The sequence below is a fragment of the Streptomyces sp. NPDC058683 genome (genome assembly GCF_042716195.1).
In the GTDB taxonomy this organism is placed as follows: domain Bacteria; phylum Actinomycetota; class Actinomycetes; order Streptomycetales; family Streptomycetaceae; genus Streptomyces.
On record NZ_JBHXSK010000032.1, the window covers coordinates 1 to 25,703 of the forward strand.

The 25,703-nt window shown below is 74.5% G+C and carries 5 protein-coding genes; 2 read left to right on the plus strand and 3 right to left on the minus strand.

Annotated elements, in window-relative coordinates:
• Positions 1 to 153: 153 nt before the first annotated feature.
• The 3 genes from ACFWXC_RS31290 to ACFWXC_RS31300 all read right to left on the minus strand — a co-directional run bounded on the left by ACFWXC_RS31290 (position 154) and on the right by ACFWXC_RS31300 (position 3,186).
• On the minus strand, positions 154 to 1,065 hold the full coding sequence (locus ACFWXC_RS31290; RefSeq protein ID WP_384483692.1) for an ABC transporter ATP-binding protein: 912 nt from the start codon (positions 1,063 to 1,065) through the stop codon (positions 154 to 156).
• 4 nt (positions 1,066 to 1,069) lie between these two features.
• Entirely contained in the window at positions 1,070 to 2,110 is a 1,041-nt protein-coding gene (locus tag ACFWXC_RS31295) for a FecCD family ABC transporter permease (RefSeq protein ID WP_384483868.1), read from the minus strand.
• Between the two features lie 80 nt (positions 2,111 to 2,190).
• Positions 2,191 to 3,186 (minus strand): FecCD family ABC transporter permease, encoded by a 996-nt coding sequence (locus ACFWXC_RS31300; protein WP_384483870.1) that lies wholly within the window; start codon positions 3,184 to 3,186, stop codon positions 2,191 to 2,193.
• A 305-nt stretch (positions 3,187 to 3,491) separates the two neighbouring features.
• Here ACFWXC_RS31300 and ACFWXC_RS31305 point away from each other — a divergent pair, with 305 nt between their 5' ends.
• A complete protein-coding gene (locus ACFWXC_RS31305; protein WP_384483694.1) occupies positions 3,492 to 25,397 on the plus strand; it encodes a non-ribosomal peptide synthase/polyketide synthase in 21,906 nt (7,301 codons plus the stop codon).
• A 45-nt stretch (positions 25,398 to 25,442) separates the two neighbouring features.
• Complete coding sequence (locus ACFWXC_RS31310) at positions 25,443 to 25,646, plus strand: MbtH family protein (RefSeq protein ID WP_351706244.1); 204 nt, start codon at positions 25,443 to 25,445, stop codon at positions 25,644 to 25,646.
• Positions 25,647 to 25,703: the final 57 nt, after the last annotated feature.

Here is a 25,703-nt window from a genome sequence, read left to right on the forward strand (position 1 = left end):
GTTCAGGGACCCGGAGGGTTCAGCGGCCCCCGCCGGGTTCGCCGTCCCTCCCGAGGCCGAGGCTCGCGTCGCTCGGCTCTCCGTCCGCCCTGCCGCTCGCCCCCGGCCGACCGGCAGGGCACGGTGCCGTGGCGGGTCGTCTCGGCGGTCGGCTCAGTCGACGGCGGCCGGTACCGTCTTCCCGGTGGCGTGGGTGTCGTCGTCGTGGTGGTGGCGGCCGAGCGGGATGACCATCGGGGTGCCGCTGACCGGGTCGGGGGTGATCCGGCAGCGCAGGTCGAAGACGTCCTCGACGGTGGCCTCGGTGACCACCTCGGCCGGCGGGCCCTCGGCGACGATCCGGCCCGCCTTCATGGCGATGACGTGATCGGCGTACCGGCAGGCCTGGTTGAGGTCGTGCAGCACCATCACCACCGTGCGGCCCTCGCGCCGGTTGAGGTCCGTGATCAGGTCGAGCACGTCGATCTGGTGCGCGAGGTCGAGATAGGTCGTCGGCTCGTCCAGCAGCAGTACGGGGGTGCCCTGGGCGACCGCCATGGCGATCCACGCGCGCTGCCGCTGCCCCCCGGAGAGCTCGTCCACCGGCCGGTCCGCGAGGTCGGTGAGTTCGGTCGCGGCCAGCGCCGACCGCACGGCTTCCTCGTCCGCCGCCGACCACTGCCGCCACCAGGTCTGGTGCGGGGAACGGCCGCGGCCCACCAGGTCGACGACGGTCAGCCCCTCCGGCGCCACCGGCGTCTGCGGCAGGATGCCCAGCTTGCGGGCGAGTTCCCGGGTCGGTATGGAGCGCAGCGCGGCGCCGTCCAGTTCGACGACGCCCTGGCGCGGGGCGAGCAGCCGGGCGAGGGCCCGCAACAGGGTCGACTTGCCGCAGGCGTTGGCGCCGACGATGGCCGTGATCCGGCCGGTGGGCACGGTGAGGTCCAGGTCCTCCACCACCGGCCGTCCGTCGTAGGCCAGATGGAGGCCGGCGGCCCGCAACTCGGGCCCGGCCGCGGGCTCTTCGGGGGAGACGGGCGAGCCGGGGGTGGCCGGCCGCGGGGTGCGCGAGTCGGTGGTCGACATGGGATCAGCCTCCAGAGCCCGCGCGGTTGGCGCGGATGAGCAGCCACAGCAGGACCGGCGCGCCCAGGGCGCCGGTGACGACCCCGACCGGCAGTTCCGTCCCGGGGATCGCCTCGCGTGCGAGGAGGTCGGAGCCGAGGACGACGAACGCGCCGGTGAGACCGGAGACGAGCGGGGGCGGCGACGAGGTGCCCGCCAGCCGCAGGGCGATCTGCGGACTGGCCAGGGCCACGAACGCCACCGGACCGGCCGCGGCCGTGCCGAAGGCGATCAGGCCGACCCCGGTGAGCAGCAGCGCCAGCCGGACCGGCTGGACGGGGGTGCCGAGCCCGGCCGCCACGTCGTCGCCGAGCTGGAGCGTGCGCATCCAGCGGCCCATGCCCAGGGCCACCGGCAGCAGCACGGCCAGGGCGACGGCCAGTGCGTCCACCTGGTCCCAGGTACGGCCGTTGAGGTTGCCGACCAGCCAGCCGAGCGCCTCTTCCGCCTGGAACCGGTTGCCCCGCGCCACCAGGAAGTCGGTGGCGCTGGTGCAGATCCAGGACACGCCGATGCCGACGAGGATGATGCGGTAGCCGGTGGTCCCGCCCTTCCAGGCCAGCGCGTACACGAGGAGCGCGGTCGCGAGGGCGCCGAGCAGCCCCAGCGTGGACAGCCCGAGGCCGCCGGTCCAGCCGAGGACCACCGCCGCGACCACCGCGGTGCCGGCGCCTTCGGTCAGCCCGATCATGTCGGGGCTGGCCAGCGCGTTGCGGGTCATCGTCTGGAACACGGCCCCGGAGACACCGAAGGCGATGCCGACGAGGAGCCCGGCGAGGGCACGCGGCAGCCGCAGGTCCCGTACGACGGTGAGCGTGCCGGGATCGCCCACACCGAACAGGGCCTTGACGACGTCGGGCAGACTCACCGGATAGTCACCGAGGGCCAGACCCCAGCAGAACAGCGCGAACGCGCCGAGGCCGACGAGCACTCCGGTCAGCACCAGGCGCGGCCGGAACGTCCCGGAGACGGGCGGCGCGGCCAGCCGGAAGGGCCGGTCGCGCAGCGCGGGCCGGGTCCGGGTGCCGGGGGACGACTGCGCCTTCGACTCGGCGGCCGTCTGAGGGGGCGACTGGGCGGTCACGTTCACACCTCCGCGAGCTTGCGGCGGCGGACCAGGGCGATGAAGAACGGGCCGCCGAGGAACGCGACCAGCACGCCGGCCTGGATCTCGGTGGGCCTGGCCACCATCCGGCCCACGATGTCGGCGGTCAGCAGCAGCACGGGGGCGAGCGCCGCCGACAGCGGCAGCAGCCAGCGGTGGTCGGGACCGATGCCGGCCGCCTGGGCCAGCACCCGGGCGATGTGCGGGACGACCAGGCCGAGGAAGACCACCGGGCCGATCACGGAGACCGACGCGCCGGTCAGCAGCACGACCGCGGCCACGCCCTGGAGCCGTACCAGACCGAGCCGCCGCCCCAGCGAGGCGGCCACGTCGTCGCCGAGGGCCATGCTGTTGAGGGCGGGGGCGCAGGACAGCGCGAGGACGGCGCCGACCGCGAGGAACGGCAGGATGCGCGGCAGGTCGCCGGAGTCCTGGTCGGCCAGGGTGCCGGCGGACCAGAAGCGGTACCGGTCCAGCGCGTCCTGGTCGGTCAGCACCACGGCGCTGGTCAGCGAGGACAGCAGCGAGGTGACGGCCACTCCGGCGAGCGCCAGCTTGACGGGGGTCGCCCCGGACCGGCCGAGCCGCCCGAGCAGGAAGACCAGGACGCTGGCGGCCAGCGCCCCGGCGAACGCGAACCACACGTAGCCGTACAGCGATCCGACCCCGAACACCGCGACCGAGACGACGATCGCGAAGGAGGCGCCGGCGCTGACCCCGAGGATCCCGGGGTCGGCGAGGGGGTTGCGGGTCAGGGCCTGCATCAGCGCGCCGGACATGCCGAGCGCCGCGCCGGTCGCGAGGCCCAGCAGGGTGCGGGGGATGCGCACCGACCAGATCACGTTGTCCACGAGCCGGCTGGGCGGATGCCCGAGGACCGAGCGGACCACTTGGTCGAGCGGGACGCTCAACGCGCCCAGTGCCACGGAGAGAAGGGACAAAAGAACCAGGAGGGCGACGATCAGTGACACCAGCACCGTCGTGCGAAGCCTTCTGTCTGAAGCCACTTGCGGGTCTCCATGCCGTCTTCCGGTGGGCCCCCGAACACTCCTGAGGGCGGGTTAGGTGAGCATAACCTCAGCTGCTGTGACTTGGACCGCTGAAACCACATCGACCCTGTTGAGTTAGGCAATCCTTACCTTACTATGCGAGCGGTCGCGGCTCCGCTGAGCCGTTCCACACCTATGGGGAGGCACGGGCAGCTGTGTCGGGCAACACGCGTTCTTCCGCACCTTCTTCCGCGAGTTCGGCTTCTGCGAGTTCGGCAGCTTCTGCGAGTGCGGTGACGAGGGCGACAACCACCGAGGACTACTGGCGGCAGAAGTTCGCCGCACCGGCACCGGAGACCGCGCTGCCGCACGACTTCCCCCACCCGCCACGGTCGCAGGAGCGGCGCCGACCGGCCCGCCGTACGGTCGCGTCGGGCACCACGGCCGACGAAGCGACCCAGCTCGCCGCCTTCGCCGCCCTGCTGCACCGCTACGGCGGCGCCGCGGCGACCGAGATGACCGTCGCCCACGACGGGCTCCCGCTGCGCCTGACGGTGGCCGGCGGCCACTCCTTCGCCCAGCTGCGCGCACGCGTCACGGCCGCCCGCACGGAGGCCGCCGCCCACCGGCTGCCGACCGCCGGCCTGCTCCGCCTGCTCGCCCCCGAACCCGGCCGCGGCGGGGCCCTGTTGTGCGCCACCGGCTTCGGCGCCGCCCCCTGGGACGAGGGCGGCCCGCTGGACCTGGCGCTGTCCGTGGCCGACGGGGAACTGCACGCGGACTACGACCCCGACCTCTTCGAGGCGGCCACCGTCGACCGGATCCTCGGCCACTACGCCACCCTGCTCGCCGCCGCCCTCGAATGGGCCGACACCCCGGTCGCCGCCCTGGAACTCCTCGGCGAGGAGGAACGGCACCGGATCCTCGCCGAGTGGAACGACACCGCGCACGACGTGCCCGCGCTCACCTGGCCGCACATGTTCGCCGACCAGGTCGCCGCCCGCCCCGACGAGGTGGCCCTGATCCACGAGGACGTCCGCCTCACCTACGCCGAACTCGACGCCCGTGCCGCCCGGTTGGCGCACGCCCTGGTGGCCCGGGGGGCCGGGCCCGAGCGGGTGGTGGCCCTCGCCGTACCCCGCTCGGCCGACATGATCGTCGCCGAGGTCGCCGTACTGAAGGCGGGCGCCGCCTATCTGCCCGTCGACACCGACTACCCGGCCGACCGCATCGCCTACATGCTCGACGACGCCCGGCCGGTCTGCCTCGTCACCACCGCCGAGATGGTCCCCGACCTGCCGCCGGGCCAGGACCCGCTGGTCCTCGACGCCCCGCAGACCCTCGCCGAACTCGCCGGATATCCCGCCCACGACCCCGCGGCGGCCGCCGAGTTGACCGTCGCGCACGCGGCGTACGTCATCTACACCTCCGGATCCACCGGCCGCCCCAAGGGCGTGGTGCTCTCCCACGCCGGTGTCGCCAAGCTGGTCGCCACCCAGCGCGAACGGTTCGGGATCGGCCCGCACAGCCGGGTCCTGCAGTTCGCCTCGCCCAGCTTCGACGTGGCCTTCTGGGACCTGTGCCTCGGCCTGCTCTCCGGCGGCCGGCTGGTCGTCGTACCCGCCGACCGCCGGGTGCCCGGCGCACCGCTCGCCGACTACGCGAACGAGCACGGCATCACCTTCATGATCCTGCCGCCCGCGCTGCTGGCCGCGATGCCGGAGGACGTCCGACTCCCGCCCACGGCGACCCTGTTGGCGGGCACCGAGCGGGTCTCGCCGGAACTGGTCGGGCGGTACGCGCGCGACCGGATGATGTTCAACGCCTACGGCCCCACCGAGGCCACCACCAACTCCACGCTCGGGCGGTGCGACCCGGACACCCCGGCCGGCACCATCGTGCCCATCGGCGTCCCCGACCCCGGCACCCGCGCCTACGTCCTCGACGACCGGCTGCGGCCGGTACCCGCCGGTGTGGTGGGGGAGTTGTACCTCGGCGGCGCCGGACTCGCCCGCGGCTACCTCGGCCGGCCCGCGCTGACCGCCGAGCGGTTCGTCGCCGACCCGTTCGGCGCGCCCGGCGAGCGCCTCTACCGCACCGGCGACCTGGTCCGCTGGAAGGCGGACGGACGGCTGGAGTTCCACGGCCGCGCCGACAGCCAGGTCAAGATCCGCGGCTTCCGTATCGAGCCCGGCGAGATCGAGTCGGTACTGCGCGCCCACCCGGCCGTCGACCAGGCCGCCGTGGTGGTCCGCGAGGACCGACCCGGCGACCGCCGCCTCGCCGCGTACGTCGTGCCCTCCCTGGACGCCGCGGCCGAGGCCGACGAGGCCTTGTCCGACTGGAAGGACCTGCACGAACTCCTCTACTCCGCCGCCGGTTCGGACGGCTTCGAGGAGAACTTCGCGGGCTGGAACAGCATGTACGACGGGCTGCCCATCCCGCTCGCCGACCTGCGCGAGTGGCGGGACGCGACCGTCGACCGGATCCGCGAACTGCGGCCCCGCCGCGTCCTGGAGATCGGCGTCGGCAGCGGTCTGCTGCTTTCCCGGATCGCCCCGGACTGTGACGGGTACGTCGGCACCGACCTCTCCGAGGAAGCCGTACGGGCCCTGCGCGTCCAGGTCGACGCCGTACCGGAGCTGGCCGGCAAGGTCACCCTGCTGGCGCGGCCCGCGCACGAGCTGACCGGCCTGCCGGAGGGTTCCTTCGACACGATCGTCGTCAACTCCGTCATCCAGTACTTCCCGAGCTCCGACTACCTCACCGACGTCCTGCGCTCGGCGGCCCGGCTCCTCGCGCCCGGTGGTGCGCTGTTCGTCGGCGACGTACGGAACCTGCGGCTGCTGCGGACCCTGAGCGCGGCCATCGAGACGGGCCGGGCCCACACGGACGACAAGGACGCCCTGCGCGCCGCCGTCGACCGGGCCGTGGCCTGGGAGGGCGAACTCCTCGTCGACCCCGACTACTTCGCGGCCCTGGACGGCTTCACCGCCGAGGTACGGCTCAAGCGCGGCACCCACCACAACGAGCTGACCCGCTACCGCTACGACGTCGTCCTGCGCCCGGGCGCCGAGACCCCCGCCGACATCGCGACCGAGACCCCCGCCGACATCGCGACCGAGACCCCCGCCGACATCGCGACCGAGACGTCCGCCGGCACCGCGACCGAGATCGCCTGGTCCGCTCTCGGCACCCCCGAGGCCCTCGCCGAGCGGCTCGCCGCCGCCGACCGCCCGGCCCGCCTCCGGGTCACCGGCATCCCCAACGCCCGTCTCGCCCCCGACCTGGCCGCGCTCGGCACCCTCGACGACAGCAGCCGCACCGGCGGTGCGGGCGTCGACCCCGAGGCCCTGTACGAGACCGCCGCCCGGCACGCCTACGGGGCGGCCCTGACCTGGACCGCGGACGCCGAGGACGGCAGCTTCGACGCGGTGTTCGCCCTCGGCGACGACACCCCGCTCGGCCCGCTCTACCGCCCCGCCCAGGACCACCCGCACGCCAACCGCCCCGCGCCGTTCCGCAACGTCACCGCGCTGATGGCCCAACTGCGTGCGCACACCGCCGAGTTCCTGCCCGAGTACATGGTCCCGGCCGCCCTGGTGCCGCTGGACCGGCTGCCCGTCACCCCCAGCGGCAAGCTCGACTCCGCCGCCCTGCCCGTCCCGGACTACGGCCTGCTCAGCTCGGGCCGCGCCCCGCGCACCGAGCGCGAACGCCTGCTGTGCGACCTGTACGCGCGAGCCCTGCGGGTGCCCTCGGTCACCGTCGACGACGACTTCTTCGCGCTCGGCGGCGACAGCATCGTCGCCATCCAGCTGCTCGTCCTGGCCCGCCGGGCAGGCCTGGAGCTGACCCCGCGCGACGTGTTCAGGCACCGTACGGTCGCCCACCTCGCCACCGTCGCCCGCACCGCCGACGGCGGCGACGACACCGCTGAGCTGCCCTGGGACGCCCCGACCGCCGACGAACTCGCCGCACTCCAGGGCCGGGACCCGCTCACGGTCGCCGAGGTCCTGCCCCTCGGCCCGCTCCAGGAGGGCTTCTTCTTCCACGCCCTGGTGGACGGCAGCGAGCACGACGCCTACGTGGTCCAGCAGGTGATCGAACTCGCCGGGCCCGTCGACGGCGACCTGCTCCGGCAGGCCGCCCAGCGGCTGCTCGACCGGCATGCCCCGCTGCGGGCCTGCTTCCGCCAGCTCCCGGGCGGCCGCCCCGTCCAGATCGTCGCCACCGGCCTCGACGTACCGTGGCGCGAGGTCGACCTCGCCGCCCAGGACACCGCCGTCCGCGCGGGCCTCGCCGAGGCCGTCGCCGCCGACGAACGCACCCGCCGCTTCGACCTCGCCCGCCCGCCGCTGCTGCGCTGCGCCCTGGTGCGCCTCGCCCCGGACCGCAGCCGGCTCGTCCTGACGTTCCATCACATCGTGGCGGACGGCTGGTCGCTGCCCGTCCTGCACCGCGAACTCCTCGCCCTCTACGGCGCCGAGCCCGCCGCACTGCCCGAAGTCGCCCCGCTCCGCGGCTACCTGGCCCGTGTCGGACGCGCCGACCGCGAGGCCGCACGGGACGCGTGGCGAGGCGCCCTGGCCGGGATCGACGAGCCCACCCGCCTGGTCGAGACCCCCGCCGCCGGGCCGATCGAGCCCGCCCAGATCCGCATCGAGCTGCCCGAGCGCACCACCGCGCGCCTCACCGCCCGTGCCCGCGAGCACGGCGTCACCCTCGGCACCGTCGTACAGGCCGCCTGGGGCCTGCTGGTGGCCGGCCTCACCGGCCGTCAGGACGTGCTGTTCGGCACCACCGTCTCCGGCCGCGACGCCGCCGTGGCCGGCATCGAGTCGATGGTCGGCCTCTTCATCAACACCCTGCCCACCCGGCTGAGCTGGGCCCCCGGCGACACCCTCGGCGCCGTACTCGAACGTCTCCAGCGGGAACAGAGCGCCCTGCTGGACCACCAGCACCTCGGCCTCGCCGAGATCCAGCGGGCCGCCGGGCACGCGGGCGGCGGCGAACTCTTCGACACCCTCGTGGTGTTCGAGAACTACCCCGCCGACTCGCACCTCACCGACCCCACCGGCACCGTCCGGCTGACCGGGCACGCCTTCCACGACGCCGTCCACTATCCGCTGGCCCTCGTCGTCAAGCCCGGCCGCCGTCTCGACCTGCGCCTCAAGCACCACGCCGACCGGCTCCCCGCCGACGCCGCAGAGCTCCTCGCCGACCGGCTCACCCTGGTCCTGGACGCCCTCGCCGAGGACACCGCACGCCCGGTGGCCGCCCTCGACCTGCTCACCCCGGCCGAGCGGACCCACCCCGAGGGCGAGCGGCACGCCGTACCGGCGGTCACCCTGCCCGCCGCCATCGCCGCGGGGACCGCCCGCACCCCCGACGCCACCGCCGTCGTCTTCGCGGACACCACCCTCACCTACGCCGAACTCGACGCCCGCGCCGAGGCATTGGCCCGACGGCTGCGGGCCCAGGGAGCGGGACCCGAGCAGTTCGTCGCCGTCGCCGTGCCCCGCTCGGCCGAGCTGATGGTCGCCCTGCTCGGCGTGCTCAAGGCGGGCGCCGCCTATCTGCCGCTCGACCTCGACTACCCGGCCGACCGCATCGCGTACATGCTCACCGACTCCGGCGCCCGGACCGTCGTCACCACCGCCCGGGACGCCGTACGCCTGCCGGACACGGACGGCCTGGACATCCTGTACGTCGAGGAGGACGCGGACGTTCCCGACGCACCCCGGTCCGTGCCGCTCACCCCGGACCACCCCGCCTACCTCATCTACACCTCCGGCTCCACCGGCCGCCCCAAGGGCGTCGTCGTCACCCACCGTGCCATCGGCAACCGGCTCGCCTGGATGCAGGGCGCGTATCAACTCACCGCCGACGACCGGGTGCTGCAGAAGACGCCGGCCAGTTTCGACGTGAGCGTCTGGGAGTTCTTCTGGGCGCTGCACGAGGGCGCCGCCGTCGTCCTCGCCGCCCCCGACGGGCACCGCGACCCCGCCTACCTCGCCCGGCTGATCCGGGCCGAGAAGGTGACGACGATGCACTTCGTGCCGTCGATGCTGGAGGCGTTCCTCGCCTCCGAGGAGGTCACCGCGGACCCGTCCTGGGCGGGCAGCCTGCGCCGGGTCCTCAGCAGCGGCGAGGGGCTGCCCGGACGGGCGGCGGCCCGCTGGCACGAGCTGACCGGCGTACCGCTGCACAACCTGTACGGGCCCACCGAGGCCGCCGTCGACGTCACCCACCACGCCTTCGACGGCGCACCCGACACCACCGTGCCCATCGGCCGGCCCGTGTGGAACACCGGCCTGCGCGTGCTGGACTCCTGCCTGCGCCCGGTGCCCGACGGCGTGCCCGGCGAGCTGTACCTGACCGGCGTCCAGCTGGCCCGCGGCTACCACCGGCGGCCCGCGCTCACCGCCGACCGCTTCGTCGCGGATCCCTTCGGAGCGCCCGGCGCCCGCATGTACCGCACCGGTGACCTGGTGCGCCGCCGCCCGGACGGCACCGTCGACTACCTGGGCCGCACCGACCGGCAGGTCAAGCTGCGCGGCAACCGAATCGAACTCGGCGAGATCGAGGCCGCGTTGACCCGGCATCCGGCGGTGGCGCGCGGTGCCGTCGTCGTCCGCGACCAGCGCCTGGTCGCCTACGCGGTCCCGGCGACCGGTGCCGTCGCCGACCCCGCCGACCTGCGCGCCGCGCTCGCCGACGCGCTGCCCGCGGCCTTGGTCCCGGAGGCGTACGTCGTCCTGGACGACCTGCCGCTGACCCCCAGCGGCAAGCTCGACCAGGCCGCGCTGCCCGCCCCCGAGGCCGAACGCGCCGCCCGCCGCGAGCCCGCCGGACCCCTGGAGCGGCAGCTCACCGACATCTACGCGGCCGTCCTCGGCATCGCCGACGTCGGCCCGGACGACGACTTCTTCCGGCTCGGCGGCGACAGCATCAGCTCCATCGGCGTCGCCAGCCGGGCCCGCGCAGTCGGCCTGGACCTCAGCCCGCGCGACGTCTTCACCCACCGCACGCCCGCCGCCCTCGCGGCCAACGCCGGCACGGCCACGGCCGCCACTGAGGCCACCGCCGCCGCGTTCGTCCTCACCGACGCCGAGCACGCCCGGATCCGCGCCCTCGCCGGCCCTGCGGCCGTCGCCGACGTCTGGCCGCTGGCCCCCCTCCAGGAGGGCCTGTTCTTCCACTCGGCCTACGACCAGGGCGCGTTGGACGTCTACACCGTCCACGAGACCTTCGACTTCGCCACCCGGCTGGACGCGGCCCGGCTGCGCGCCGCCGTCCGCACCCTCCTCGACCGCAACCCCGGGCTGCGCGCCGGCTTCACCAGCGAGGGCCTGGACCAGCCGGTGCAGTTCATCGTCGAGGACCCGGAGATCCCGCTGGAGGAGGTCGACCTCGCCCGCCTCCCGGCCGCCGAACAGGACGCCCGGGTGCGGGAGTTGACCGACGCCGAACGCAACCGCCGGTTCGACCTGTCCGCGCCCCCGCTGTTCCGGCTGCTCCTGCTGCGCCTCGGCGCCGAGCGCGGCGACCGGCTCGTCATCGGCCGCCATCTGATCCTCTGGGACGGCTGGTCGGCCTGGCTCTTCCTCGACGAGCTGTTCGCGCTGTACGAGACGGGCGGCGACGCCTCCGCCCTGGCCACGCCCGGCAGCTACCGGGACTACCTGACCTGGCTGGACCAGCAGGACGACTCCGCCGCCACCGCCGCCTGGCGCACCGCCCTCGTCGGCCTGGAGGAGCCCACCCTGCTGGCCCCGACGGCCGCCGACGGTCTCGAACCGGTCATCCCCGACCAGCTCGACGTACGCCTGACCGCCGCACTCGGCGACCGGCTCCGGGAGACCGGCCGCGTCCACGGCCTCACCCTGAACACCCTGCTCAACGCGGCCTGGGGGCTCACCCTCGCGTCCGCCACCGGCCGTCCCGACGTCGTGTTCGGCACCACCGTCGCCGGCCGGCCCAGCGAGGTCCACGACGTCGAGAACATCATCGGGCTGTTCCTCAACACCGTCCCCACCCGGATCGCGTTCGACCCCGCCGAGCCGGTCCTCGACCTGCTCCGCCGCGTCCAGGGCGAGCGGCTCGACCTGATGCCCTACGAGCACCTCAGCCTCGGCGTGCTCCAGGCCGAGACCGGGCACCGCAAGCTCTTCGACACCCTGTTCGTGCTCCGCAACAACGACACCGAGGACCGGCTGGCCCAGCTGCGCACCCGGCACGGCGCCACCGCCGTCGCCAACGTCGACGCCACCCACTACCCGGCCAACCTCGTCGTCACCCCGGGCCACCGGATCGCGGTCACCCTCACCCACCGGCCCGACCTGGTCCCCGCGGACCGCGCGCAGGCCCTCCTGGACCGCTTCGCCCTGCTCCTGGACCGCCTCACCGCCGACCTGACGGCACCCGTCGGCTCCCTGGACCCGCTGCTGCCCGCCGAACACACGGCGCTGCGCGAGGAGTGGGCCGCCGGCCGGGTCGCGGACCCCGAGGACACCGTCGCCGACCTGCTCGCCGCCCAGGCCGCCCGCACCCCGGACGCCCGCGCCCTGGTCTTCGGCGAGCGCACCCTGACCTACGCCGAACTCGACGCGGCCGTGAACCGGATGGCCCGGCTGCTGATCGAGCGCGGTGCGGGCCCCGAGCGGGTCGTCGCCCTCGCCCTGCCGCGCTCCCTGGACATGGTCGTCGCCCTGTTCGCCGTGCTGCGCACGGGCGCCGCCTACCTGCCGCTGGAGCTGGACCACCCGGCCGACCGGCTCTCCCTGATGCTGGCCGACGCCCGCCCGCTGCTGCTGCTCAGCAACGCGGCCGTATCGGCCACGCTCGACGGCGACCTGGCCCGGGTGCTGCTCGACGACCCGGCCACCAAGGGGGAGTTGGCGGGGCTTCCGGACACGCCCGTGCACCGCCGCTTCAGCCTCGAACACCCCGCCTACGTCATCTACACCTCCGGCTCCACCGGCCGCCCCAAGGGCGTCGTCACCCCCTACCGGGGTCTGACGAACATGCAGCTCAACCACCAGAAGGAGATCTTCGAACCGGCCATCGCGGCGGCGGGGGGACGGCGGCTGCGGATCGCGCACACCGTGTCCTTCGCCTTCGACATGTCGTGGGAGGAGCTGCTCTGGCTGGTCGAGGGCCACGAAGTGCACGTGTGCGACGAGGAGTTGCGCCGTGACGCGGAGGCGCTGGTTGCCTACTGCGAACGACACCGCGTCGACGTCGTCAACGTGACCCCCACCTACGCCCGGCTCCTCATCGAACAGGGCCTGTTGGAGGGTCATGTCCCGCCGCTCGTCCTGCTCGGCGGCGAGGCGGTCCCGGAGACGGTGTGGGCGGCCCTGCGCGACACAGAGGGCACCTACGGCTACAACCTGTACGGGCCGACCGAGTACACCATCAACACCCTCGGCGGCGGCACCCTCGACAGCGCCACCCCGACCGTCGGCAAGCCCATCCGCGGCACCCGCGCCCACATCCTCGACGCCTGGCTGCGCCCGGTGCCCGACGGTGTCCCCGGCGAGCTGTACATCGCCGGAATCGGCCTGGCCCGCGGCTATCTCGACCGCCCCGGCCTGACCGCCGAACGGTTCGTCGCCGACCCGTTCGGGACGCCCGGCGAGCGCATGTACCGCACCGGCGACCTGGTGCGCCGCGCCGCCGACGGGAACCTCGACTTCCTCGGCCGCACCGACGACCAGGTCAAGATCCGCGGCTACCGCATCGAACCCGGCGAGATCGAGACCGCCCTCAGCCGCCACCCGCTGGTCTCCCAGGCCGCCGTGGTCGTCCGCGACGAACGCCTCGTCGGCTATGTCGTGCCCTCCGGCGCCGACACCGCCGAACGCACCGCCGCCGAGGCCGCCCAGGTCGGCGAGTGGCAGGAGATCTACTCCGACGAGTACGAGGAGATCGGCACCGCCGTCTTCACCGAGCAGTACGACGGCTGGGACAGCTCCTACGACGGCCGGCCCATCCCCTTCGAGCAGATGCACGAGTGGCGCGAGGCCACCCTCGCCCGCATCCGCTCCCTGAACCCGCGCCGCATCCTCGAGATCGGCGTCGGCTCCGGCCTGCTGCTGTCCCGGCTCGCCCCGGACGCCGAGGCCTACTGGGCGACCGACTTCGCCGCCCCCGTCATCCGCAAGATCGGCGCCGAACTGCGCGCCCGGGACCCGGAGCTGGCGGCCAAGGTCGAGCTGCGCTGCCGGCCCGCCGACGATCTCGGCGGCCTGCCCACGGGCTACTTCGACACGATCGTCATCAACTCCGTCATCCAGTACTTCCCGAGCATCGAGTACCTCACCGCCGTCATCGACGGCGCCATGGCACTGCTCGCCCCCGGCGGCGCCCTGTTCGTCGGCGACGTCCGCAATCTGCGCCTTGCCCGCAGCTTCCACACCGAGATCCAGCGGGCCCGGGGCACGGCGGAGGCCGAGCTGGAGCGGGCGGTGGAGCGCGGTCTGCGCCTGGAGAAGGAACTCCTGGTCGACCCGGACTTCTTCACCGCCCTCGGCCACGGCGTCGATCTGCGCACCAAGCGCGGCCGTCACCACAACGAACTGATCCGGCACCGCTACGACGTCGTCCTGTACGCCGGCGAGCCGGACCTCCGCCTCGACGACGCCCCGACCGTCCGGTGGACCACCGCCCACACCGTGGGCGAACTCGCCCGCGGCGGCTTGACCTCCGAGGCCGTCGGGGACCTCCTGTCGGCAGGCGGCCGGCTGACCGGCCACCTCGGCGCCCGCTCGCGCGCCGAGCGGCCCGCCGCCCTGCGGGTGACCGGTATCCCGGACGGCCGGACGGCCGAGGACGGCGTCGACCCGGAGACCCTGCACACGCTCGGCGCGGACGCCGGATACCGGGTACTGACCACCTGGTCGGCACGGACCGGCACGTACGACGCCGTCTTCCTCACGGGCGAAACGGCCCAAGTGGCCGAACACCGGCTCACCGGCGGCCTGTTCCGCGCCGGCGGCGGCACCGCGCCCTACGCCAACGACCCCACCGCCGCCCGCGAGACCAGCGCCCTGATCCGCAGGCTGCGCGAGGACCTCGGCCGTGAGCTGCCCGAGTACATGGTCCCGGCCGCCTTCGTCACCGTCGACGGCCTGCCCATGAACGCCAACGGCAAGCTCGACGTCCGCGCCCTGCCCGAGGCCGAACCCGCGGTCGCCCTCGGCGGCGGACGCGGCCCCCGCACCCCGCAGGAGGAGGTGCTGTGCCGGCTGTTCGCGGAGGTGCTGGGGCTGCCGGAGGCCGGTGCGGAGGACGACTTCTTCGACCTGGGCGGCCATTCGCTGCTCGCCACCCGGCTGGTCAGCCGCGCCCGCACCGAGCTGGGCGCCGAACTCGCCATCCGTGATCTCTTCGAGGCACCCACCCCCGCCCGGCTCGCCGCCCGGGTCGGCGAGGCGAGCCCGGCCCGGCCGCCCGTGATCCCGGTGACCGACCGGCCCGACCGCATCCCGCTGTCCCCGGCCCAGCGCCGGCTGCTGCTGGTCGAGCAGATCACCGGCAGCGGTGTCGCCTACAACTTCCCGCTGGTCTTCCGGCTGCGCGGCGACCTGGACACCGAGGCCCTGCGTGCCGCCCTGCGGGATGTGGCGGGCCGCCACGAGGCCCTGCGCACGGTGTTCCCCTCGCACGAGGGCGAGCCGTACCAGCGGATCGTCCCCGCCGAGGAGGCCGACCCGGCCCTCACCGTCACCGACGCGATCGAGGACGACCTGCCCGCGCTGATCGAGGCGGCCCAGCGCCGCCCGTTCGACCTCACCGCCGAACTCCCGCTGCGCTGCGCGGTGTTCCGGCTCGGTGGAGCCGACCACGTGGTGGCCGTCGTCCTGCACCACATCACCACCGACGAGTGGTCCGACCGGCCGTTCCTCGCCGACCTCGACACCGCCTACGCGGCCCGCCGCACGGGTACGGCCCCGGACTGGGCGCCGCTGCCCGTGCAGTACGCCGACTACACCCTGTGGCAGCGGCAGCTGCTCGCCACCGGCGGTGAGGCTCAACTCGCCCACTGGAGCGAGGCGTTGCGCGGGCTCCCCGAGGAGCTGACCCTGCCCGCCGACCGGTCGCGCCCCGCCGGGCCGACCGGACGCGGCGGCAAGGTCCGCCTTGACCTGCCCGCCGCCACCGGCCTCGCCCTGCGCGATCTCACGACCGCCACCGGCACCAGCATGTTCATGCTGTTCCAGGCCGCCACCGCCGCCCTGCTCAACCGGCTCGGCGCCGGTGCCGACATCCCGCTCGGCGCACCCATCGCGGGCCGCACCGACGAGGCCCTCGGCGACCTGGTGGGCTTCTTCGTCAACACCCTCGTACTGCGCACCGACCTGTCCGGCGACGACCTGACCTTCCGTCAACTGCTCGGCCGGGTACGGGAGTCGTCACTGTCCGCCTTCGAGCACCAGGACCTGCCCTTCGACAGCGTCGTGGAGGCCCTCAACCCGCCCCGGGTGGCCGGCCGCAACCCGCTCTTCCAGGTCATGCTCGGCTACCACTTCCGCCCCGACGGCGACCCCGACGTGCTGGGCCTGGCCACCGAGTGGTTCGACATGGACACCGGCATGGCCAAGTTCGACCTGCACTTCACCTACGTCGACGAGTCCGACCGGGTGGTCCTGCTCCTGGAGTACGCCACCGACCTCTTCGACCACGCCACGGCCGAGCGCCTGGCCGCCCGCGCGGTCCGGCTGCTGTCCCGCGCCGCCGCCGGACCCGACCTGCGGGTAGGGGACCTGGACGTCCTGGACGAGGAGGAGCGGGCCCGCGTCCTCACCGACTGGAACGCCACCGCCCACCCGGTCCCCACCGGCACCCTGCCCGAGCTGTTCCGCGCCCAGGCGGCCCGCACCCCCGACGCCACCGCCCTGGTCTTCGAGGAACAGCGGCTCAGTTACGCGGAGCTGGACGCCCGGGTGGAGCACACCGCCCGGGTCCTGGCCGGTCTCGGCGCGGGCCCGGAGCGGACCGTCGCCGTCGCCCTGCCGCGCTCGGTCGACCTCGTCGTCGCGCTGCTCGCCGCGCACCGCGCCGGGGCCGCCTATCTGCCGCTGGACCCCGACTACCCGGCGGACCGGCTCGCCCTCATGGTCGAGGACGCCCGCCCGGTGTGCGTGATCCGCGACGCGCTGCCCACCGGACCGCAGGGCGAACTGCCCACCTCGTACGACCCCCGCCACCCGGCGTACGTCATCTACACCTCGGGCTCCACCGGCCGCCCCAAGGGCGTGGTCGTCCCGCACGAGGGGATCGTCAACCGGCTGCTGTGGATGCAGGACACCTACCGGCTCGATACCGAGGACCGGGTGCTGCAGAAGACACCGTCCAGCTTCGACGTGTCGGTGTGGGAGTTCTTCTGGCCGCTGATCACCGGGGCCACGCTGGTCGTCGCCCGGCCCGAGGGCCATCGCGACCCCGCTTATCTGGCCCGGCTGATCCGCGAACAGGACGTCACCACCGTCCACTTCGTGCCCTCGATGCTCCAGCTGTTCCTGGAGGAGCCGACCGCCGCCGACTGCACCGGACTGCGCCGGGTGATGTGCTCCGGCGAGGCCCTGCCCGCCGCGGTGACCCGGCGCTTCCACGAGGTGGTCCCGGCCGAACTGCACAACCTCTACGGCCCGACCGAGGCCTCCGTCGACGTCACCGCCATCGAGATCGGTCCCGGCGCGACCGGCGTGCCGATCGGCCGCCCGGTCTGGAACACCCGCCTCTATGTCCTCGACGCCGGTCTGCGTCCGGTGCCGCCCGGGGTCCCGGGTGAGCTGTATCTGGCGGGCGTACAACTGGCCCGCGGCTATCTGGACCGGCCCGGGCTGACCGCCGAGCGGTTCGTCGCGGATCCCTTCGGGGCGCCGGGGGAGCGGATGTACCGCACCGGCGACCTGGCCCGCTGGACGGCGGACGGCACGGTCGAGTACCTGGGCCGTACCGACGACCAGGTGAAGGTGCGCGGCTTCCGGGTCGAGCTCGGCGAGATCGAGGCCGTGCTGGCCGCCCACCCGGCCGTCGCACACGCCACGGTCGCCGTCCGCGACCAGGCGCTCGTGGCCTACGTGGTCCCCGACGCGGGGCCGGTGGTGGACGCGACCGCACTGCGCGGCCACGCCTCCGCCGCACTCCCCGCCCACATGGTCCCGGCCGCCTATGTCACCCTCGACGCCCTGCCGCTCACCCCGAACGGCAAGCTCGACCGCAAGGCCCTGCCCGACCCCGGGTTCACCGCCGATGCGGCCGACGGCACCCCGCCGCGCACCCCGCGCGAGGAGATCCTCGCCGCCCTGTTCGCCGACGTCCTGGGCCTCGAACGGATCGGCGCGGACGACGACTTCTTCGCGCTGGGCGGCCATTCGCTGCTCGCCATGCGTCTGGTCAGCCGCGTCCGCACGGCGCTCGGCGCCGACCTCACGGTCCGCTCGGTCTTCGAGGCGCCCACGGTGGCCGGGCTCGCCGCCCGCACGGACACCTCCGGCGACGCGGCCCGACCCGCGCTCGCCGACCCGCGCCCGCGTCCCGAACTGCTGCCGCTGTCCTCCGCGCAGCGCCGGCTGTGGCTGCTCGCGCAGGTGGACGGCGCGAGCACGGCGTACAACCTGCCGTCGGCCTGGCGGCTGACCGGCTTCCTCGACCGCGAGGCCCTCCAGGCCGCCCTGAACGACGTGGCCGCCCGGCACACCCCGCTGCGGACCGTCTTCCCGGCCGTCGACGGGGTCCCGCACCAGCACGCCCTGGACCCGGCGGACGTCCAAGTACCCCTTACGGACGCCCCGTTCGAGAACCTCGCGGAGCAGGCGGCGCACCTCTTCGACCTGGAACACGAACTCCCGTTCCGTGCGGCCCTGTTCAGGACCGGCCCGGACGAGCACGTCCTGCTGCTCCTGCTGCACCACATCGCCACCGACGAGTGGTCCGACCGCCCGCTGCTCGCCGACCTCTCCACCGCCTACGCGGCCCGCACCGCAGGCCGGGCCCCCGACTGGACGCCGCTGCCCGCGAGTTACGCCGACTACACGCTCTGGCAGCGCGACCTGCTGGCCGCGGCCGAGCCCCGGCTGCTCGCCCACTGGACCGAGACCCTGCGCGGGCTGCCCGGTGAGCTGACCCTGCCCACCGACCGGCCGCGACCCGCCGAGCCCGGCGGACGCGGCGGCACCACCGGCTTCACCGTCCCGCCCGCCCTGGCCCACGCCCTGCGCGGCCTCGCCCGCGAGCACGGCGTCAGCATGTTCATGGTCGCCCAGGCGGCCGTGGCCGCGCTGCTGCACCGGCTCGGCGCCGGCGACGACATCCCGCTCGGCGCCCCGGTCTCCGGCCGCTCCGACGAGACCCTCGAAGACCTGGTCGGCTTCTTCGTCAACTCCCTGGTGCTGCGCACCGACCTGTCCGGCGACCCCACCTTCGCCGACCTGCTCGCCCGGGTCCGGGAGACCGACCTGGCCGCCTACGAGCACCAGGACCTGCCCTTCGAGCGGCTGGTGGAGGCCCTCAACCCGGAACGCTCCCTGGCCCGGCACCCGCTGTTCCAGGTGATGGTCGTCCACCTCGCGGGCCAGGGCGGCGCACCCGTCCTGCCCGGCCTCACGGTCCGCGGCGAGACCGTCGGCCAGGACAGCGCCAAGTTCGACCTCAGCTTCGACTTCGTCGAGCAGGACGAGCACATCGACGGCTGGATCGAGTACAGCGCCGACCTCTTCGACCGGCGGACCGCCGAACTCCTCGCCCGCCGCCTGGAGTCCCTGCTGGCGCAGGTCGCCGCCGACCCGGACCGCCGCGTCGGCACCCTGGACGTGCTGCGCGAGGAGGAACGCGCGCTCGTCCTCACCGGCTGGAACGACACCGCCCGGGACGTCCCGGACCTCACCCTCCCCGAACTGTTCCGCGCCCGGGTGGCCCGCACCCCCGGCGCCTCCGCGCTCGTCTTCGAGGACACCTCGCTCACCTACGCGGAACTGGACCTGCGGGTGGAGCGGCTCGCCCACACCCTCGCCGCGCACGGGGCGGCGGCCGAGGCGACGGTCGCCGTCGCCCTCCCGCGCTCCCTCGCGCTCGTGGTGACCCTGCTCGCCGTGCACCGTGCGGGCGCCGCTTATCTGCCCCTCGACACCGGCTACCCGGCCGAGCGGCTGGCGTACACGCTCACCGACGCCCGCCCGGTCTGCCTGGTCACCACCGACGGCGTCACCCTCCCCGCCACCGACGTGCCCCGCCTCACCGTGGACGCCGACGGCACGCCCGCGCACCCGGCCGACGCACCTCTGCCCACCTCCTACGACCCCCGCCACCCCGCCTACGTCATCTACACCTCCGGCTCCACCGGCCGCCCCAAGGGCGTCACCGTCCCGCACCGGGCCATCGCCAACCGCCTGCAGTGGATGCAGGACACCTACCGCCTCGACGCCGGTGACCGGGTGCTGCAGAAGACCCCGGCGGGCTTCGACGTGTCGGTGTGGGAGTTCTTCTGGCCGCTGATCACCGGCGCCGCCCTGGTCGTGGCCCGGCCCGAGGGCCACCAGGACCCGGCCTACCTGGCCGCCCTGATCCGGCGCGAGCACATCACCACGGCCCACTTCGTGCCGTCGATGCTGCGCGCCTTCCTGGACGAACCGACCGCCGCCGACTGCACCGGCCTGCGCCAGGTGATGTGCAGCGGCGAGGCCCTGCCCGCGCCGCTGGCCGCCCGCTGCCACCAGGTACTGCCGGACACCCGCCTGCACAACCTGTACGGCCCCACCGAGGCCGCCGTCGACGTCACCGCCCACGAGGTGCCCGCCGACCCGGCGGCCGTGCCCATCGGCCGCCCGGTGTGGAACACCCGCACCTATGTCCTGGACGGCGCCCTGCGGCCCGTACCGCCCGGTGTGGCCGGCGAACTGTACCTGGCCGGCGTCCAGTTGGCGCGCGGCTACCTCGGCCGCCCCGGGCTGACCGCCGAGCGGTTCGTCGCCGATCCCTTCGGGGCGCCGGGGGAGCGGATGTACCGCACCGGCGACCTGGCCCGCTGGACGGCGGACGGTGAACTGGAGTACCTCGGCCGCACCGACGACCAGGTCAAGCTGCGCGGCTTCCGGATCGAGCTCGGCGAGATCGAGGCCGTGCTCGCCGCCCACCCGGCCGTCGCGCACACCGCGGTCGTGCCACGGGACGAACGGCTCGTCGCCTACGTGGTGCCCGCCGGATCCGGCGCGGACTCCGCCGAACTCCGCGCCCACACCGCGCGGTCGCTGCCCGGCCACATGGTCCCCGCCGCCGTGGTCACCCTCGACGCCCTCCCGCTCACCCCGAACGGCAAGCTGGACCGCCGGGCCCTGCCCGCGCCGGACTTCGCCGCAGAGGTCACCGACACCCGTCCGCGCACCCCGCTGGAGGAGACCCTGTGCGGCCTCGTCGCCGAGGTGCTCGGACTCCAACGGGTCGGTGCCGAGGACGACTTCTTCTCCCTCGGCGGGGACAGCATCGTCGCCATGCAGCTGGTCGCGCGGGCCCGCGCCGCCGGACTGGCGTTCAGCCCACGGGACGTGTTCCGGCACAAGTCGGCCGCCGGACTCGCCACGGTGACCACCACGGCCGCCGCCGAACGCCGGGACGAGACCGTCCTGCTCGACCTCACCGAGAGCGAGCGCGCCGAACTCACCGCCCTGCCCGCCGGCACCGACGTCCTGCCCGTCTCCCCGCTCCAGGCCGGCCTGCTCTTCCACGCGGCCCTGGACTCCGGCGACGAGGGACCCGACGTCTACACCGTCCAGGTCACCTACGACCTCGACGGCCCCCTGGACGCCGACCGGCTGCGCGCCGCCGCGCAGGCCGTGCTCGACGCCCACGAGAACCTGCGCAGCGGCTTTTGGCACCTGTCCTCCGGACGGCCCGTCGCCGTCGTACCGCGCACGGCCGTGCTGCCCTGGCGGCAGCTCGACCTCACCGGGGAGCCGCAGGACTGGACCCGGCTGCTCGCACAGGAACGGCGCCGATTCGACCCCGAACGCCCGCCGCTGCTCCGGCTGTTGCTGGCCCGGGTCGGCCAGGACCGGCACCGGCTGGTCCTCTCCCACCAGCACCTGCTCCTCGACGGCTGGTCACTGCCGCTGCTGGCCGCCGAACTGTGGGCGCGCTACGAGGGCCGCCCCCCGGCCCCGGCCGCCCCCTACCGCGCGCACCTGCGGCTGCTGGCCGCCCAGGACCCGGCCGCGTCCACCGCCGCCTGGTCCGCGGCCCTCGCCGGTCTCGCCGAGCCCACCCGGCTGGCGCCCGCCGACCCCGACCGGGCCGCCGCCGTCCCGGGCACCCACACCGTGGAACTGGACGCGGTCCGCACGGCGGAGCTGGAGGCGTTCGCCAGGCGCCGGGGCATCACCGTCAACACCCTGGTGCAGGCGGCCTGGGGCGTGCTGCTCGGCCGGCTCACCGGGCGCGAGGACGTCGTGTTCGGCGCCACCGTCGCCGGCCGCTCGCCCGAACTCGCCGGATCCGAGGCGATGATCGGCCTGTTCATCAACACGATCCCGGTACGGGTACGGGTGCGCCCCGAGGAGAGCACCGCCGCTCTGCTGGAGCGGCTCCAGGACGAGCAGTCCCGGCTCATCGCCCACCAGCACCTCGGCCTCGCCGACATCCAGCGCGCCGCCGGACTGGGCGAACTCTTCGACACCCTCGTGGTGTTCGAGTCGTACCCGGTGGCGGAGACCGGCGAGGAGACGGGCGACGCGCCGCGCGTCACCGTCCGCGACCACGCCGACTCCACCCACTATCCGCTGGCCTGGGCCGTCGAACCCGCCGAACGGCTCCGGGTGACCGCCGAGTTCCGCCCCGACCTGTTCGAGGCGGCCACCGTACGGCGGATCACGGACGCCCTGACCGGTCTCCTCACCGGCATGGCCGCCGACCCGGAGGGTCCCGTCGGCCGGCTGGAGCTGCTCGGCTCCGCCGACCGGTACACCGTCCTGGAGACCTGGAACGACACCGCGCTCCCGGCCGCCGAACGGCTCGGCACCGTACCGGCGTTGTTCGCCGCGCAGGCCGCCGCCACCCCCGACGCGGTCGCCGTCACCGACGGCCGCACCACCTGGACCTTCGCCGAACTCGACGCCCGCAGCACCGAGTTGGCACGGACCTTGGCCGGGCACGGGGTCGCACCCGAGCGGATCGTCGCGCTCGCCCTGCCCCGCACCGCCGGCCACATCGCCGCCATCCTCGCGGTGATGAAGGCGGGCGCCGCCTATCTGCCCCTCGACCCCGACCTGCCCGAGACCCGGCTGAACGCGATGCTCGCCGACGCCCGCCCGGCGCTGCTCCTCGCCACCGTGGAGACCGCCGCCGCGCTGCCCGCCGCCGATGTCCCGGTCCTGCTCCTGGACGCCCCGGCGGACGGCCTGCCGCAGGCCGAGCCCACCCCGCCCGGCCCCGACCACCCCGCCTACGTCATCTACACCTCCGGCTCCACCGGCCGCCCCAAGGGGGTCGTCGTCACCCAGCGCGGTGTCGCCAATCTCTTCCACAGCCACCGCCACGACCTGCACGACCTGGCCAAGGAACGCACCGGGCGACGGCACCTGAGGGTCGGACACGCCTGGTCGTTCTCCTTCGACGCCTCCTGGCAGCCGCAGCTCTGGCTCCTCGACGGGCACGCGCTGCACATCGCCGACGACGACACCCGCCGCGACCCCGAACTCCTCGCCGCCTTCCTCCGCGACCAAGGCATCGACTTCATCGAGGTCACCCCGTCCCTGCTCGCCCGGATGGCCGACAGCGGCCTGATCGGCCCCGACGGCGGCTGCCCGCTCGCACTGGTCGGCTTCGGCGGCGAGGCCGTACCCGAGTCGCTGTGGCAGCGGCTCGCCGCGCTCCCGGACACCGAGGCGGTCAACCTCTACGGCCCCACCGAGGCCACCGTCGACGCCCTCGTCGGCCGGGTCCGCGACAGTGCCCGCCCGGTCGTCGGACGCCCCGTCCACCACTCCCGCGCCTACGTCCTGGACACCGCCCTGCGCCCGGTCCCGCCCGGCTTCACCGGCGAGCTGTACCTGTCCGGGCCTGGCCTGGCCCGCGGCTACCTCGGCCGCCCGGAACTCACCGCCGAACGCTTCGTCGCCGACCCCTTCGGCGCACCGGGGGAGCGGATGTACCGCACCGGCGACCTGGCCCGCTGGACCGAGGACGGCCTGCTGGAGTTCGCCGGACGCACCGACGACCAGGTCAAGATCCGCGGCTACCGCATCGAACTCGCCGAGATCGAGGCCGCGCTCGACACCCACCCGACGGTCGCCCAGACCGTGGTCGTGGCCCGCGAACACCGGCCCGGGATACGGCAGTTGATCGCCTACACCGTCGTCGAGGCCGATGGCGCGGACGGTGCGGAGCTGCGGGCGCATGCCGCGGCCACCCTGCCCGACTACATGGTCCCGGCCGCCGTCGTCGTGCTGGAGCGGCTGCCGCTGCTGTCCAACGGCAAGCTCGACCGGGCCGCCCTGCCCGCCCCCGACTTCACCGCGGCGGGCGGCGGCCGGGCCCCGGAGAACGACACCGAGCACACCCTGCGCGACCTGTTCGCGGACGCCCTCGGCCTGCCCGCCGAGGCCATCGGCACGGACGACGACTTCTTCGCCTTCGGCGGCGACAGCATCGTCGCCATGCAACTCGTCGCCCGGGCCCGCTCGGGCGGTCTGCGGATCACGCCCCGCCAGGTCTTCCAGCACCGCACGGTCGCCGCCCTCGCCGGTGTCGCCGTCCCGCTGGGCGCCGGCGAACGGCACACCACCCACGACGACGGCACCGGCCGTGTCCCGCTCACCCCGATCATGCGGGCCCTGCTGGCACGCGGCGGCCCGCTCGCCGCCTACCACCAGGCAGCCCTGCTGCGCACCCCGGCGGACCTGACCGAGCCCGGCCTGCTGACCGTGCTCGGGGCGCTCGCCGCCCGGCACGACATGCTGCGCGCCCGGCTCGTCCGCACACCGGAGCCCGCCCTGTGGGTGCAGGCCGCACCGGACACCGACGTGCGGACGTGGCTCGCCCGGGTCGACGTACGCGACGCCGCGACCGACGAGACCGCGCTGCGCGACGTCATCGTCCGCCACGCGCCCACGGCCCTGGCGGGACTCGACCCGGACGCCGGGGCGATGGTGCGGGCGGTCTGGTTCGACGCCGGCCCCGACCACCCCGGGCGGCTGCTGCTCCTCGTCCACCACCTGGTGATCGACGGCGTCTCCTGGCGGGTGCTGCTGCCCGACCTGGCCACCGCCTGGGCGGCCGTCCGCGGCGGCCGTACCCCCGAACCGGCCCCGGTGGAGCTGTCGTTCGCCCGCTGGTCGCGGCTGCTCGGCGCCCGTGCCGCCGACCCGGCCGCCGAGGACGAGCTGCCGTGGTGGACGTCCGCTCTCGCCGAGGGCGCCGGGCTGCCCCTGGCCCGCCCCCTCGACCCCGCCCGGGACACCGTCGCGAGCACCCGCTACCTCTCCCTGACCCTGCCCGCCGGTATCACCGGCCCCCTGCTCGGCCGGGCCCCGGCCGCCTTCGGGGCGAGCGTCAACGACGTCCTGCTCACCGCGTTCGCCCTGGCCGTCGGTGACTGGCGGGCCCGGACCCTGGGCGCGGCGAGCGCCGGCGGCCCGGTCCTGGTCGACCTGGAGGGCCACGGCCGCGAGGAGGAACTCGCCGGCGACGCCGACCTGTCCCGTACGGTCGGCTGGTTCACCAGCGTGGTCCCGGTACGGCTCGACCCGGGCGCGGCCGGCCCGGACGCCCTCGCGGGCGGGGCCGCCCTTGACGGGGCGGTGGCCCGGATCCGGGCGCACCTCACCGACCTCCCCACGGCCGGTATCGGCCACGGCCTGCTGCGCCACCTCAACCCGGTGACCGGTCCGCTCCTCGCCGAACTGGGCGAACCGCAGATCGAGTTCAACTACATGGGCCGTTTCGACCGGCCGGCCGCCGCCGACTGGTCCTACGCCGCCGAGGAGTCGGCCGCCGACCTCGACGCCGACCCGGGCATGCCGATGTCCCACGCCCTCACCCTCAACGCCCTCACCGAGGACCGCCCCGAGGGGCCGGAACTCAGCGCCCACTGGGCCTACGCGGCCGGACTCCTCACCGAGGACGCGGTACGGGCGCTGGCCGAGACCTGGTTCCGCGCGCTGGAAGTGCTGGTAGTCCGCGCGGACGAACTGAACTGACCGACCGCACCCACCGAACCGACCGAAAGGCAAGGACCCGCTGACATGAGCAACCCGTTCGAGAACCCCGACGGCGTCTACTCCGTCCTCGTCAACGACGAGGGCCAGTACAGCCTGTGGCCCGACTTCGTGGACGTCCCCGCGGGCTGGACGGTCGTCCATGGCCCGGCCGCTCGCCAGGAGTGCCTGGACCACATCGAGACCCACTGGACGGACCTGCGCCCCAGGAGCCTCGTCGACGGCTCCTGACGGACGAGGAAAAGACGAAAGGGGGGGTGGGTCCGGTCCCGGACCCACCCCCCCTTT

What these genes read in the sequence shown, in the direction of transcription:
- ACFWXC_RS31290 (WP_384483692.1), bottom strand. Translation starts at nt 1,065, where the DNA reads ATGTCGACCACCGACTCGCGCACCCCGCGGCCGGCCACCCCCGGCTCG.
- ACFWXC_RS31310 (WP_351706244.1), top strand. Translation starts at nt 25,443, where the DNA reads ATGAGCAACCCGTTCGAGAACCCCGACGGCGTCTACTCCGTCCTCGTC.